12 protein-coding genes are annotated in these 14,692 nt (G+C 59.3%); 5 read left to right on the plus strand and 7 right to left on the minus strand.

Annotated elements, in window-relative coordinates:
- Positions 1-29 precede the first annotated feature (29 nt).
- A complete protein-coding gene (locus tag A3EC_RS0101615; protein WP_018023411.1) occupies positions 30-1,214 on the plus strand; it encodes an adenosine deaminase in 1,185 nt (394 codons plus the stop codon).
- Between the two features lie 45 nt (positions 1,215-1,259).
- On the opposite strand, the gene A3EC_RS0101620 is transcribed toward A3EC_RS0101615, so the two are convergent.
- The 3 genes from A3EC_RS0101620 to A3EC_RS0101630 form a co-directional block, all read right to left on the minus strand.
- Positions 1,260-2,525: a hypothetical protein gene (locus A3EC_RS0101620; protein WP_018023412.1), complete on the minus strand. Its 1,266-nt coding sequence runs from the start codon at positions 2,523-2,525 to the stop codon at positions 1,260-1,262.
- 65 nt (positions 2,526-2,590) lie between these two features.
- Positions 2,591-3,502, minus strand: a complete 912-nt coding sequence (locus A3EC_RS0101625; protein WP_018023413.1) for a C40 family peptidase — start codon at positions 3,500-3,502, stop codon at positions 2,591-2,593.
- A complete protein-coding gene (locus A3EC_RS0101630; protein ID WP_018023414.1) occupies positions 3,502-3,819 on the minus strand; it encodes a hypothetical protein in 318 nt (105 codons plus the stop codon). The genes A3EC_RS0101625 and A3EC_RS0101630 overlap by 1 nt, the downstream gene beginning before the upstream one ends.
- A 100-nt stretch (positions 3,820-3,919) precedes the next feature.
- Between A3EC_RS0101630 and upp the strand changes: the two genes are divergently transcribed.
- The gene (gene upp / locus A3EC_RS0101635; RefSeq protein WP_018023415.1) at positions 3,920-4,555 is read left to right on the plus strand and encodes a uracil phosphoribosyltransferase; all 636 of its coding nucleotides are present in this window, start codon (positions 3,920-3,922) and stop codon (positions 4,553-4,555) included.
- 19 nt (positions 4,556-4,574) lie between these two features.
- Entirely contained in the window at positions 4,575-5,795 is a 1,221-nt protein-coding gene (locus A3EC_RS0101640; protein ID WP_018023416.1) for an amidohydrolase, read from the plus strand.
- 56 nt (positions 5,796-5,851) lie between these two features.
- On the opposite strand, the gene A3EC_RS10980 is transcribed toward A3EC_RS0101640, so the two are convergent.
- Together A3EC_RS10980 and A3EC_RS0101650 are read right to left on the minus strand one after the other, a co-directional pair.
- Positions 5,852-8,392, minus strand: coding sequence for a bifunctional lysylphosphatidylglycerol flippase/synthetase MprF (locus tag A3EC_RS10980; protein ID WP_018023417.1), 2,541 nt, complete (start codon positions 8,390-8,392; stop codon positions 5,852-5,854).
- Positions 8,389-9,651 (minus strand): alpha/beta hydrolase, encoded by a 1,263-nt coding sequence (locus A3EC_RS0101650; protein WP_018023418.1) that lies wholly within the window; start codon positions 9,649-9,651, stop codon positions 8,389-8,391. Before A3EC_RS0101650 ends, A3EC_RS10980 begins: the two co-directional genes overlap by 4 nt.
- 232 nt (positions 9,652-9,883) lie before the next feature.
- Here A3EC_RS0101650 and A3EC_RS0101655 point away from each other — a divergent pair, with 232 nt between their 5' ends.
- The gene (locus A3EC_RS0101655; protein WP_018023419.1) at positions 9,884-11,293 is read left to right on the plus strand and encodes an NAD(P)H-quinone dehydrogenase; all 1,410 of its coding nucleotides are present in this window, start codon (positions 9,884-9,886) and stop codon (positions 11,291-11,293) included.
- 23 nt (positions 11,294-11,316) lie between these two features.
- Here the strand turns inward: A3EC_RS0101655 and glpK are convergent, their stop codons facing one another.
- On the minus strand, positions 11,317-12,861 hold the full coding sequence (gene glpK, locus A3EC_RS0101660) for a glycerol kinase GlpK (protein ID WP_245532913.1): 1,545 nt from the start codon (positions 12,859-12,861) through the stop codon (positions 11,317-11,319).
- Between the two features lie 248 nt (positions 12,862-13,109).
- On the opposite strand from glpK, the gene A3EC_RS10985 reads away from it, so the two are divergent.
- Complete coding sequence (locus tag A3EC_RS10985) at positions 13,110-14,078, plus strand: CE1 family esterase (protein ID WP_245532938.1); 969 nt, start codon at positions 13,110-13,112, stop codon at positions 14,076-14,078.
- 64 nt (positions 14,079-14,142) lie between these two features.
- Here the strand turns inward: A3EC_RS10985 and A3EC_RS12315 are convergent, their stop codons facing one another.
- Entirely contained in the window at positions 14,143-14,667 is a 525-nt protein-coding gene (locus A3EC_RS12315; RefSeq protein ID WP_018023422.1) for a hypothetical protein, read from the minus strand.
- Positions 14,668-14,692: the final 25 nt, after the last annotated feature.

Here is a 14,692-nt window from a genome sequence, read left to right on the forward strand (position 1 = left end):
ATTCTATCGTGTGCGCTACGGTAAACGCCATGTATAACACCCCTGATACGCGGCCAGAAACGAAGCAGGCCGTTGAAGAAGTAGTCGCAACACTGCCGAAAGTTGTGTTGCACGACCACCTAGACGGTGGACTGCGGCCAGGGACCATCGTGGAACTGGCAGCCGAATGCGGCTACGACCAACTGCCGACCACCGACCCGGATGAGCTCGGCACGTGGTTTGTGCAGGCCGCGAACTCGGGCAGCCTGCCGAAATACCTTGAAACCTTCCAGCACACCACTGCGGTGATGCAGACCCGCGACGCGCTGATCCGTGTGACACGAGAAGCCATTGAGGACCTCGCCGCCGATAACGTGGTGTACGCCGAACTGCGCTACGCCCCCGAACTGCACCTAGCAGGCGGACTGAGCATGCGCGAAGTTGTGGAAGCGACGATCGCGGGCTGCGCAGAAGGTGAACGGGCTGCCGCCGAAGCAGGCAAAGATATCACCGCGCGGCTGATTTTGACTGGCATGCGGCACGCCGATAACACCGCAGCCGTAGCAGAACTGACCGCTGACGCGGTCGCCGACTGGGACCTAGACAATTACGTCGTCGGCTTTGACATCGCTGGTGCTGAAGACGGCTTCCCAGCGAGCGGTCATGCCGAAGCTTTCGCCACGCTGCGCCAGCGCCTCGTGCCATTTACCATCCACGCTGGGGAAGCTGCTGGGCTGGAATCCATCAAGGAAGCAGTGCAGCTAGGTGCGGCTCGCATTGGCCACGGCGCACGGCTGTACGAAGACTTCAGCGCCTCTGACCTGTGCATTGAGCTGAGCCAAGTGTCCAGCTACATCCGGGACCGCCGCATTCCGCTGGAACTGTGCCCAACGTCGAATGTGCAAACTGGGGTGTGCGACGACATTGCCGACCACCCATTCCCGCTGCTGTTTGACCTCGGATTCACCTGCACCGTCAACACGGACAATCGCTTGGTGTCCGGCACCACCATGACTAAAGAAATGATGCTGCTGGTCAACACTTTCGACTACGGCTACCCAGAGCTGTTCCAGCTCACCGCCAACGCCATCGACAATGCGTTTGCGGATCTGCCGACCCGCGAGCGGATTATGGACACCGTGGTGTACCCGGCGTACATGGCGCTGGCTGATGCCGATGGTGACGGCGAAATTGACAGCACCGACGCCGAAGAGTTGCACCTGTCGATGGACTAACCCGGGGCGCCGGTCGCGCCCGAGGCGCAGTGCACGCCCTCGGCGCTAAATCTTGGTGCTGAAGCGGGCGACGAGCTCGTCTTCCAGCTTGCGCCAGCCATCACCCTGGCTGGTGTATGGCGCAGATGGCTCAATGCTGTTGCCCTTCGGATCCAGCACATAATTCAGGTACCACTGCAGTTCCTGGTTACCGGCCAGCACCATGTTCACGCTGTCGTCGTTTGCCCAGTCCGCGGCGTCGGCGAGCAGTTCGTAGGCCTGCGCCAGCTGGTCACGGTCCACGGCGTCTGGGCCTTTACGGATGTCATTTTCCAAGTTGGAGAAGGTGTAGACGTTGTCGTCATGCACCACCACTTCAAGGTCGCCGCCGTTGGCAGCGGATACAATATCCGGCCACGTCGACAGGTTCGCCATGTCGTGCTCTTCATTCTCGATGACCCAGCGGGTGAGGTTCTTTGGCTGTGGGAAGGTGCGAATTTCCCCGAAGCGGCCGAGGAAAACCGGGCTGCCATCGAGGTAGCAGCGCAGGGTGTAGAGCACTCGGCCATTAATAACGATTTTCACCGGGTCAATACCGGACTGTGCCCAGACAGTGTTGTCGTATGGGTCGGCGTCAGCGGCGGCCGCTTCAGCTTCCTTCGCTGCGTCCTCTTCTTCCTTCTTCTTCGCCGCAGCCTTTTCTTCAGCGTCCTTCACTGCCACCGCGATGGCGTCCTTCGCTGAGGCGACCGCGTCGTCGTCGAGCTCTGGGGTAGCTTCCTTGGACTCTTCCACCAGCTCATCGAGCGCATCGAGGATGTCGGCCCACTTGTCCAACACGACACCGCCAACCGAGGACCACAGATTCAGGCCGTCGTTGCCGACGAAGTGTTCCGCGCCGCGGGCTGGCATTCCGAGGATGGAGTGGCCGGAGAAAATGGACTGGATCTTCGTCAGGTCTGCGACATTCGCCAGGGACCGGACTACGGCAAAGCCACGAGCAACGTCATCGACGGGCTTGTGTGCTGGCTTTTCCGCAAGGCTGGCCGGCAACGTCACCAAGCTAAAGCGGTAGCGTTCCGTCGGCCGCGCGCGGTCAATTGGCTTGGCGACGAAGCCATTCCACCGTGGGTGACTGGTCAAGTCGTGCTCAGCACCAGAATCCAGGAAAGCGGCGAGTTCGGCTTCGGAATCGAAGAAATACAGGTCGTCGCCCTTACCCAGGAAGGCCTGCCATTCGGCGCCACCTTCACGCCAACTTGGAGCCCACAGCGTGTAGACGTTGCCTTCTGTGAGCTCAATTTCGATGGGGACAATGCCCTTCTCAGCCATGGGTGTAGATTCCTTTGACGACTAACTTTGCTTCGATTTAGAACTCTACCTGCGCGCCGACGCCATCACCCAGTAGGTCGCCAATAACCGAGGAATTTCATGCCCATATTTGTGGTGCGAATTGGGTTGGTCTGCACCGGGCTGCCTGCCTCGACAATTTGCCCATTGCCGGTGTACATCGCCACATGGCCATCCCACACCAGCAGATCACCTGGCAGCAGATTACTTGCCGAGACCTGCCGGCCCACCGTCTGTGCCTGTGCCGTCCGCGGAATATCCACCCCAGCCTCGCCATACGCCCAGTGCGTCAACCCGGAACAATCCAGCCCCACACCAGGAGTATTCCCGCCCCACACATAGGGCGTGCCCACGGCACTGAGCGCTTTCTGCACCGCCTTCTTCGCCTGCGGGGTCGGTGCCCCGTCGCCATCATTACTGTTATCAGCGATGTCACCGGTGTAGTTGGCCTGCTGCGGGCTTGTTGACGAATTGGCCCCCGGCGGCAACGCATTATTGCGTACCTGGTCGGAGTTGTGACTAGCTAAACCATTAAGGGTTTTCGTGGGCGAGGAGAGCTCTTCTGCAAGCTGGGACAGCCGGTTTTTGATATCCGTGAACGCCTGCGAAATGATGCCCGCGACTTGCCCGGCAGCGGTGAGCCAACCGAATGGGCCGGCAGCAATGGCAGCCGATACTGCTTTGGCAGCGGCTTGAAATGCATTGGTACCGATCCGGAATACGTCTTTTGCGGCGGCAACGACTTTGGTGATGCCCTCTTTGAGCGCAGTCTGCAACGTGCCGTCATCGGTGGCCAATTGTTGGATAGCGGAGGTGGCGGTGGTCAAAGCGGTGTGCGCTGCGTCGCCACCTTGGCCTTGCCACGAATCGGAAAGTGTCTTGTTCAGGGCAGGCAGATCCGCCGCGGCGGTAGCGACCGGTGAAGTGGCCAGCGGGGAAGCGGCAAGTGGCGTCGGCATTAGACATCAACCGCCCGGAACTCATCAGCGTGCTGCCCATCAGCGCCGGTGAAAGACGTGGCACAGTCTGCTAGACCATCGGCGCAGGCATACAGATTGTCACTAGCCACCTGCGTGCGCTGATGCTGCTTTGTTAACGCGTTGCTTGCCGCAGCAACAAAATCTGCGACGCACTGGTGCAGCGGAGGTAACTGCGGTGGAGGTTCCGGTAGCGGCGGTGGGGTAATGAGCTCCGCGAGCTCCCGAGTGCGAGCGGAAATAGTGTGCACGGACGGGGTATTGATATCTAGAAAATTGTGGCTCGGTGCAGCGGGCATCCGGACAAGCTCCTTCGGCAGAATCAGTTGTGTTGTGGATCTTCGTCACTAAGTAGGACGCGTTGCAGCACAATCCGGTTCCTTTTGGTTTGATCGGGGTATGGACATCACCGTCATCGACCACCCACTCGCCGTCTCCCGACTAACCATCATGCGTGACGAACGCAGCGATAACCAGGCATTTCGCGCTGCCCTCGCCGACCTTGGCGCCATGCTCATCTACGAAGCTGCCCGCGACTTGGCCGTCGAAAAGTTCAATGTGCAAACCCCAGTAGCTGTGGCGCCGGGCGCTCGCCTAGAAAAGCCGCCCATCATTGTGCCGGTGATTCGCGCCGGGCTCGGCATGATTGACCCCGCCCTGTCGATGATCCCGGATGCGCAGGTTGGCTTTATCGGTATTGCTCGTGACGAAGAAACCCACGAACCGGTGCCATACTTGGAAGCCCTGCCGCATGACCTGTCCGACCAGCCAGTATTTCTGGTGGACCCGATGCTGGCGACCGGTGGCTCCTTGCTGCACGCACTGAAACTGCTCACCGACCGTGGGGCTAATGACATCACCGCGGTTTGTATGGTCTCGGCGGTCCCTGGTGTGGAAGCGCTGGAACAGTCCGGTTTCCCCGTGCGGTTGGTCACGGCGACGATTGACCCGTCGCTGGATGACAATGCCTACATTGTGCCGGGCCTCGGTGATGCTGGTGACCGTCTTTACGGTCCACGGAATATTGATTTCTAAGGTTCTCTAGGATAGAAGCGTGGAAACTCTGGAAACGTTCATTTCGAACTGGTGGCAAGAAAACGAAGCTGAAGTCCTCGGTTGGCGGCGGCACTTGCACCGGCACCCAGAGCTGTCGCATATGGAATACGACACCACGCGTTTTATCACCAACGTGCTGACCAGTGCCGGAATGGAGCCACAGCCATTCCCTGGCACCGGCACCATGGTCGATATTGGTGACGACGGCGGCAAACGTCGACTCGCATTCCGCGGCGATATTGACGCACTGCCGATCACTGAAGAAACAGCACTTCCTTTCGAGTCGGAAGTGCCTGGCGTCATGCATGCCTGTGGCCACGATGTGCACACCACCGTCACTTTGGCTACAGCGGTCGCGCTGCATGAATACGACCAGAAGTACGGGCTGCCGATTGGTGTGCGCTGCATTTTCCAGCCCGCCGAAGAAGTGATGACTGGTGGCGCGAAGGAACTGGTGAAGTTTGGGGCGCTCAATGGGGTGGGGCGCATTGTGGCGCTGCATGCCGAACCGAAGCTGCGAGTGGGTCGGGTAGGTATCCGAATCGGGCCGATTACGTCGGCGGCCGACACATTGACCATTACCGTCCATGGCGATGGTGGCCATACTTCTCGGCCGCATCTGACGCAGGATGTCGTGTATGGCTTGGGCGCATTGGTGACCCAGCTGCCGGGATTGCTGTCCCGCCGGGTGGATCCCCGGACCGGTACCGTCTTGGTTTTCGGCGCGATTAACGCAGGTCACGCACATAATGCCATCCCTATGGAGGGCTCTGTTATGGGCACCATCCGCACTGGCGACATTAAGATTTGGCGGAAGTTCCAGCCGCTGCTGGAAGAACTAATTGCGGACGTCTTACGGCCAACGGGCCTGCGGTTTTCCATCGACTACATCAAAGGTGTGCCGCCAGTGGTCAATGATGACGCCACCGCGGCGCTCATTGCGGCGGCAGTTCGCAAGGTCGATCCGCACGCGTTGGTGGAGGCGCCGCAGTCGTCTGGTGGTGAAGATTTCAGCTGGTACCTAGAGGAAGTGCCTGGGGCTATGGCCCGGTTGGGATGCTGGCGTGGCACCGGCCCGAAGGGGGACCTGCACGCTGCGGACCTTGTCATTGATGAGCAGTGCCTAGGTGTCGGTGTGCGATTGTTTGCCGGCGTTGTGGGGCAGTACGCCCCAGAAGCTGCTGGTGACTTGTTCACCGACGACTTGTTGCCGGAGTGATGTGCCGCCGCGCAGTCGACCGCAGTACAGTCGACCGCGGTTTAACCTACTGCGGTTTAGCCTACTGCGGATTCGGCGCGCTGAGCCTGCACCCAAATCCGGAGCGCGGTGACAGCGTCCCGGGTTTTCAGCTGCGGCAAGTAGCAGGTCGACACGGCAATCCCAATTGCCGGTAGCGCCAGTTCGTTGTCGTAAGCCAGGTACCAGCCGTGGTGTTCGGGATGGAACTTGTATTTCGACGCGGCCAACGATCGGAACCCATACAAAGGTTCCATGGTTTCGCCGACTTTATCCAAGGTGACGTCGAGCATTCCGTCCAGCTCTTTGCTTTGTGACGGAGCCAGCGGCGCACCAGACAAGGATATGAAGTCAAGGCCTAGCTCGTTGCCTTTCAGAGCTGCTTCTGCAAGCAGGAACTCGATGACGGGGCGGAACCCAGTGGCATCACGACGCATGACATCGAGCGTGTATCCGGCGAGTCGGCCGTGCTCGTAGACCGGAATCCAACTGGTGATGCCGTGGATCCGATCTTCGCCGTCGACTGCGAGAAGAAGCCGGGTGTCCGCATCCTGCATCTCTGCGATGCCACCTAAGGTAAAGCCCATTTCTGGCAGCGCTTTATCCGCGACCCAGTCTTCCGACAGCTGAATAATGCCCTCCCGCAGGTGGGGTGACAGGTCATGCCAGCTGGTCCATAGCGCTGAGATGTTCTCCTTACCTGCGCGGTTGCGGGCGGTACGAATATTCTGAAATTTCTTACCTTTAAACGCCACCGAGTGATCGTCACAAAGCACGGTGGATTCCTCCGCAACATGGACGTTCATATAACCCCGGGAGGCGCGGTCGTCGGCGAAATCCGCCCGCACTGAATACCACGCGGTTTGCCAACCCTGGCCCACCGCGAACTGCTCGAACTGGTCGGCGATAGTGCTGCGGTCGCCATCTGGGCCAACAATGGGCTCGCCAACAGTAACTGCGATGCCATTGTGCACCCGGAAAGCCACCGCCCCGGAGTCCTCTGGGGCGAACCAATACCGGTTGCCACGCCACAGCGTCATCCACGACAAGTGATCGCCGGAACCGGACCGCAGCAGGGATCGGGCGCGGGCTTGATCGGCGCGGGTGGCAGGGCTGGCAACGGACATAAGTAACCGATACAGCATGGCGGCGACGGTGAGCCAAAAGATGTTGCCGGTCCATTCGTAGAGTAGCCAGGCGGCACCTGAATTAGGCAGCAGGTAATGCATCGCGCTCAGCGACACAACTGGCGGCAAATAGCGGTTCGGCAGTTCCGACACAATGAGATCGGTCGTGGCATGCGGCTGGAAACCGCCGTCGAGGGCAAGCGCCCCGAAGAACCACAAGGCGGCAGTGACAAGGAACACCGCGGCAATGATCACCGCTGTGACTCGGACTTTGTGGGTGTCGATATGCACTGGGAAGTAGCGGCGGGTGGCTAGCAGCAGCGCAATGGCGAGCAGCCACGGAAGGATAAGCTGCGCCACCAAGACGATGGTCAGCATTGTGCTGTCGGGCCCGGGGGTTGCGAAATCAATTTGGCTGAGCACCACCACAATCGCGGCGAACTGCAGCAAAAGCGCAAGCCACCATGCCAAACGACGACCACGAGCCAGACCAAAACACGCCACCACAGTCAGCAGCAACGGCATGAGGTTTGCCACGAGGGGGCCGAAACCAGACTGAACCGAGGACTGCTGGGCATTGAGGCACTCCTGGGAGGCTGGATCGAGACTGCAGAAGTAGGAAATCTGGTCGGCTGTGACGGCCGGTTGCCAAATCCAGTACGTGGTTTCGGCAAAAATGCCCTGCGAGTTCGGGTTAATGCCGGCAATGACCGGGCCGAGGGCAACGAAGAACAGGGCGAAGGCCACGAGGATGCGGCTTTCGCGCAGGGATATCGCACGGCGCTGCGGCGGGCCGATGCGGCGAGTGCACCAGTATTTGCCGACTGGCACACCGATAGCCAGCGCAATTACCGCGGAGATAGCGGACAAGGTGCCGGTGTACAAGAGCATGGTGACGAACATGGCCACCAACATGGTGTGGGTACGACGACGCCACAGCACGGGCATGAATGCGGCGGCGACCGCGAGTGAGCCGACGATCCAGCCGGCTGGGGACAGCAGCGTGCTCAGGCGGAGGTCCTGGCCCCAGAAGCTGAGGAAGGTGATGTTCAGGGCGCTGGCTACGAGCATTGTGAGCGGGACCGTCACAAGGTGCATAGCTGCGGCGGTGGCGAAGAATCGACGGGAACCAAGGACAGCTTCGGCGGGAACTGCCAGCAGGAGCACCGCGATGGTGCTGAACACGGCACCGAAATGGCTTCCGGTTGTCAGCCCTGCTGTGAGTATGTGCCAGTCGGTGAAGTGGTACGGCAGTGCTAAGCCGAGGCTGTCCCAGAGGCGGTCGGGGTGGTGGCCAAAGGCACATTGCAGCGCCCACAGTACGACGATGAACGCCAAGCTGACGGGCGTCACGCGCATAGATTTGAGTAACCACACCGCCACGAAACGGAGCTGACGGAGTAGTTCGAGAGTGCGGCTACGGGTGGTTGGGGTGGCTTTGGTTTCGGTCATGGTAATCCTCCTCGTTGTGCTGCCCAGCCAAGAGTTTCCAGTAGTGCTACCCGCCACACTTGGAAGGAATGCCCGCCAGGGACGGTATGGAACGTGGTGGTCATTCCGGATTTGTTGGCTGCGTCGTTGAGTGCAGTGAGATCTTTTGTTGAGTTTTTGTCGTTGCTGCCGGCGTAGAATTTGCCTTGAATGCCGACGTACTTATTGGTGCCCTGAGTTGCGTTTTGTTTCAGCAATGTGGCGGGGTTAACGGCTTGGAATGCGGCTTCGTCGCCGCCGAAGAACTTGTCTACGGTTTGTTTGTGGTTACCCAGGGTTGGTTCGGCTTGGCCGGAGAAGTTCAGGAAGTTGCCGTAGGCCTGGGGTGCATTGGTGACGATTTGTAGTGCGCAGGTGCCGCCGTAGCTCAGACCCCCGATAGTCCAGGTGCGCTGGTCTTCATTGACGCGGAGCTTCTCTTTGATCAGCGCGGGCACATCATTGGCTAGGTAGGTCTGCACTTTGAGTTGAGGGCCGTCGACGCAAATGGGGTTGCCGGATAGTGAGCCGGTACCGTCCACACTGATGACAATCGGAGAGACGCCGTTGTGTGCTGCCTGATACTGGTCAGCAGTATGTTCGGCATAGCCTGCCCCGAACCACTGTTTTGGTTCCCCTGGATTGCCTGCCAGGAGTAGGAGGACCGGCAATCGGAGTTTGGGCTGGGTGAAGTACGCCGGTGGAATATAGGCCACTGCGTCTCGGGCAGGGAATCCAGAGACAGTACCGGTCATGGGAATAGTGACCATGGCGCCAACTTCGCGGCCATCGAGCCGTGGTGCGGCAGTGGTGACCTGAAACTGGTCATAAGTCATGGTGACGCTGGCAGGTGCTGGATTGAATGAGCCGATGGTCGGGTATTGCTGGTACACCGTGTTTGCAGCGGCCGCAGCGCCAGTCAGCGCAATGACAGACATTGCGGTCATTGTGATGCGCCGACCGCGCTGGGACAATATGCAGCCAATGGCGAACACGGCCGCAGCCGCGGAGGCATAGACTCCAGGTGGGATGGCATCGGGGAAGGGTTTCCATAGGATTTCGACTGTCAACCACACCGCGCTGGTGACAAGAAGCGCCATCAACACGGTGAGCAAGGTTCGGGCAACCAGTTGGCGATGCCGCAGGCCGAACAGCCCGGTTGCAGTGGTGAAAAGTAGCAGCACCACGATGACGAACAACGCGGTGCGATCGGTAAGCGGGATATTCCGCAGGTCTAGCATGGCGGCTATTTAACGCCGAAAACCTGGAAGTAGTATCGGCCACGAGGCTGATTTTCATGTAGTTCTTTGGGATAAGTGCCGATAGGTGCCCTGGAGCTACGAGTGCCAACAAAAGTGAAGCATGCTTGGCAGCTCATGGCCTAATTGTTTGCCGTAGAATTGGCTAAGACTGTCCGCGGCCTGATGGCCGCAGAATCCGCATCCCATCCCACAATTCAATGGAGGAACACAAGTGGCTCAACGAATCGTAATTATCGGCGGCGGCCCTGCAGGCTATGAGGCTGCGCTCGTCGGTGCGAAGTACGGAGCCGAGGTGACCATCGTTGAAGAAATGGGTCTGGGTGGCTCTTCCGTCCTGTGGGACTGCGTGCCGTCGAAGGCTTTCATTGCTGCGACAGGTTTGCGTACCGATATGCGCCGTGCTGACGATATGGGGCTACGCTACAACGGCCCAGGTCAGACCATTGGTTTCGAGGCTGTGAACGAGCGTGTGCAGCAGCTGGCAGAAAGCCAGTCCAATGACGTGCGTGCGCAGGTTGAACGCGAAGGCGTCCGCATTATGATTGGTCGCGCCCGGCTGGATGACTACGAAGCTGGTCGCATCACTCACTACGTCACTGTGCAGCTGGTTGAGGGTGGCGAAGAGACCATTGAGTGCGACCTTGTGCTGATTGCGACCGGTGCCTCCCCACGGATTCTGCCTGGTGCACGCCCAGACGGTGAGCGCATTTTGACGTGGCGTCAGGTCTACGACTTGGAGGAAGTCCCTGAGCACCTGATTGTGGTTGGTTCCGGTGTCACTGGCGCCGAGTTCGTGTCGGCGTTTACCGAGATGGGCGTGAAGGTCACGATGGTGGCGTCGCGTGACCAGATTCTGCCGCACGAAGATGCCGACGCTGCCGCAGTGCTGGAAGAAGTCCTGGGTGTACGCGGTGTGGACGTGGTGAAGAATGCCCGCTGTGACCTGGTCGAACGCACTGAAGATGGTGGTGTCCGCGTGGTGACTTCCGATGGCCGAGAAGTGTTTGGCTCGCATGCACTGATGACTGTTGGTTCCATCCCAAATACCCGCGAACTGGGCCTTGAATCTGTGGGCGTGGAAACTACGCCTTCTGGCCACATTCATGTGGACCGGGTGTCTCGTACCAACGTGCCAGGCATTTATGCTGCCGGTGACTGTACCGACCTGTTCCCACTTGCTTCGGTTGCGGCGATGCAGGGCCGCATTGCGATGTACCACGCGCTGGGCGAAGGTGTGGCACCAATTCGTATGCGTACTGTTGCCTCGGCAGTGTTTACCCGCCCAGAGATTGCGACCGTGGGTGTGTCACAGAAGCAGATTGAATCTGGTGAAGTGTCTGCCCGCATCGAGGTGTTCCCGCTGCAGGGTAACCCACGTGCAAAGATGCGGTCGCTGCGCCACGGTTTCGTGAAGCTGTTCTGCCGTCGCAACTCGGGCCAGATTATCGGTGGTGTGGTTGTTGCCCCAACTGCGTCGGAGCTGATTCTGCCGATTGCCGTATGTGTGTCGAACCGCCTGACGGTGGAAGACCTAGCCGGATGCTTCTCTGTGTACCCATCCCTGTCGGGTTCCATTACTGAAGCTGCCCGCCAGCTGATGCAGCACGGCGACTTGGACTAAACGCCCAGGGGCCGCGCGGCCCGCTAGTCTTGCCAGTCGAAAGTTCGGGTGACTGCTTTGCTGTAGGTGGCAAACAGTTGGTCGGCTTTCGACTTATCCATCTGTGGGCTGAACTCCTTGTCGCATTTCCACTGCTGTCGAATCTGCTCGGTGGAATCCCAGAATCCCGTCGCCAAGCCCGCGGCGTAGGCCGCCCCTAGGGCAGTAGTTTCAGTGATGACCGGGCGCACAACCGGCACACCGAGAATATCGGCTTGGAATTGCATCAACAGGTCGTTGGCGGTCATCCCGCCGTCAACTTTCAGCGTCTGCAGGGCAGTGCCGGCGTCATTATTCATCGCCTCCACTACTTCGCGGGTTTGGTATGCCGTCGCTTCCAGCACCGCTCGGGCAATGTGCCCTTTGTTGACGTAGCTGGTTAGGCCGACGAATACGCCGCGTGCGTCACTGCGCCAGTGGGGTGCCAGCAGCCCAGAGAACGCCGGCACGATGTACAGCCCGCCATTGTCCGGCACGGTTCGTGCCAGTGCCTCAATGCCGCTTGATGACGAAATCAGCCCGACATTATCCCGTAGCCATTGCACTAGCGAACCGGTCACCGCAATGGATCCTTCGAGTGCGTAGTGCACTGGCTGGTCGCCCAGCTTGTAGGCGACGGTGCTGAGCAGCCCGTGGTTGGATCGGCGTAGCTCGGTTCCGGTGTTCATCAGCAGGAAGTTGCCGGTACCGTAGGTATTTTTTGCTTCGCCAGGGGACAGGCAGGCCTGCCCAAAGGTTGCGGCTTGTTGGTCGCCGAGGATACCGGCGATGGGCACGCCATGCATTGGTCCGGTGGATCGCACCCGTCCGAGGATTTCCGAGCTGGACACAATCTGCGGCAGCATCTGCTGTGGCACTCCGATGGCTTGGCACATCTCGTCAGACCACTGCATGGTGGTGATGTCCATCAGCAAGGTACGCGATGCATTGGTGACGTCGGTGACGTGCAGCGCGCGGCCGTCTTTGCGCGTCAGGTTCCACACCAGCCAGGAGTCGACGGTGCCGAAGAGCAATTCACCGGCTTCAGCACGAGCTCGCGCCCCTGGTACATGGTCCAGGATCCATGCAATTTTTGGCCCAGAGAAATAGGTTGATGGTGGCAGCCCGGTGATGTCTTGGATACGGTCTGCACCAAGGTCGGCTGTGAGCTTATTGACGAAATCATCCGTGCGGGTGTCTTGCCAGACGATCGCGTTGTGGATCGGTCGTCCTGTGGTGCGATCCCAGACAATGGTGGTCTCCCGCTGGTTAGTGATGCCAACGGCGGCAACGTCAGCGGCATCGAACTCAGCTTTGGCCATGGCTGCGGCGAGGACGTAGCGGGTGTTGTCCCAAATTTCGATGGGGTTGTGCTCGACATGTCCTGGGGCAGGCAGGATTTGGCGATGCTCGATTTGTGCGGATGCGACGCGGGCACCGTCCCGGTTGAAGAGGATGCATCGGGTAGAGGTGGTGCCTTGGTCGACGGCGGCGACCACGCTGCGCGATGGATCCGTTAGTCGGGCGCCAAGCATTCCGGGAAGTCTCATGTTTTCTCAGGGTAGTTGTTGTCCTGAGGTTATGGTCACTTTCCCATAGGTTTGCGATAAGGGTATCGCGAAAGTGCTCCTTTCGTTACCGATGTCATCGTTAGGAATCTAACAGTGTGTGATATGACTACAATTCTCCACTGGTGATGCATCTCTGCTATTTTGAGGGAGTGGATTTCAAGGGGAAATCGGGTACTTTTGCCCAGCTTATGAATAAAAAAGCAAATGTGCTATCGGTTGTGTCTGGTATGACACTGGCACTGGTGGCGCCATTAGTTATCTCGCCTATCGCAGCCGAGGCAGATGCACAGTCTTCCTCGATGCCGAGCAGCATCGGAAACCTGAGTGGTTCCAGCAGCATGAGCGGCTCGAGCGACCTCTCGAGCCCTGCTGCCATTGGCGGCAATCCTGGGTCTGTCGCCTTGTTCGGTGCCCGCAACGGTGTGCCTCGTAAGGCTGGTGACGCCATGGTGATGTTTGTGAAGACACCAAGCGGCCAGCGTGAATTCCTCGTGCGTCTGCCACGGGATTACTCTTCGAAGAAGACTTACCCTGTCGTCATTAACTTCGGCGGTAAGGGGCACAATATCCGCGCGGAAAACAACATCTTCAACAACATGACGAAACGGCCACGTGCTGGTGTTATCGAAGTGCTCCCGCAGGGTAAAGGCGGCACCTGGGAAGGTGCACCATACTCGGTGGCCCGTAAGGGTGAAGACGTTACCTTCGTGAAGAACATGTTGGCGCGGTTGAACCGCACCTACAAGATCGATAACAACCGGATTTACGCGAACGGTTTCTCCAACGGTGGCGGTTTTGCAGCTAACTTGGCGTGCCGTATGCCAGAGACTTTTGCCGCGGTCGTGTCGGTATCCGGTGCGTACTATGACAACGGCAAGACTGACTGTGCGAAGGCAACGACGAACTTCTTCGATGCTCATGGCACTTTGGACCCAGTCATCCACTACGACGGCGGTGAAGCACACGGTCAGCGGTACATCTCTGCATGGGACCGCACGAAGCAGGAAGCTAAGCGCAATGGCTGCAAGGCAAAGCCAGTAGCTAAGAACGTTGCTCTGGGCCAGACTCGATACACCTACACTGGCTGCAAGAAGGACGTTGTGCACCTGAAGGTTGAAGGTGGCGGTCATGTCCTGCCTGTGGACGGCACCGTGTGGAGCTGGATGCTCAGCAAGCGCAAAGGCTCAACTGCCTAATTCAGGGCCCAGCCGCCCAGCTGCCTAACCGCCAGGTTGCCTGGCTGCCCAATTGCCTGGGCAGCTAGTCGGCGTCGCGCACTGGGAACGGAAGGCAGCGCAGAGCTTGACCAGACTTTTGGCCTGGGTGCGGCCCAGCAACAGCCACAAAGTCCATCACCACGCGGCCAACGGACACTCCAGTAACCGCGTCACACCACCGGCGGACAGTTTGCGCCCCCGCCATCAGTGCATCCCATACTGCGATTTCCCCGCCATCTGCAGTGGGTACTTTACGGCTCGGGTCCCCGACTGGGTGCACTGTCAGCACCGCTGCTTGGCTCATTGGTAGGGCAGCGCCTTCCCGTGTGGAGTGCAGCATCAATTCCACGCGCAGCACAATCTCGCCAAGCGCCACTGGGTTAGAGGATTCGCACACTACCCAGGAGTAGGCCATATCATCGCGCCACTCTTGCAGGCGGCGGTCAACATACACCTCAGTAATCGGTCGGCCTAGCGCCTCCGTCAGCGCTGGCGTGTCATCCACGCGCTCATCACATTGGATCGGGCGGATATGAACGCGGCCGGCAGACAACTCGATTGGTTCCATAACGCCATGTTAGCCCGCGGAACCG

Origin of the sequence: Corynebacterium ulceribovis DSM 45146, assembly GCF_000372445.1 — a bacterium.
Taxonomy (GTDB): Bacteria; Actinomycetota; Actinomycetes; order Mycobacteriales; family Mycobacteriaceae; genus Corynebacterium; species Corynebacterium ulceribovis.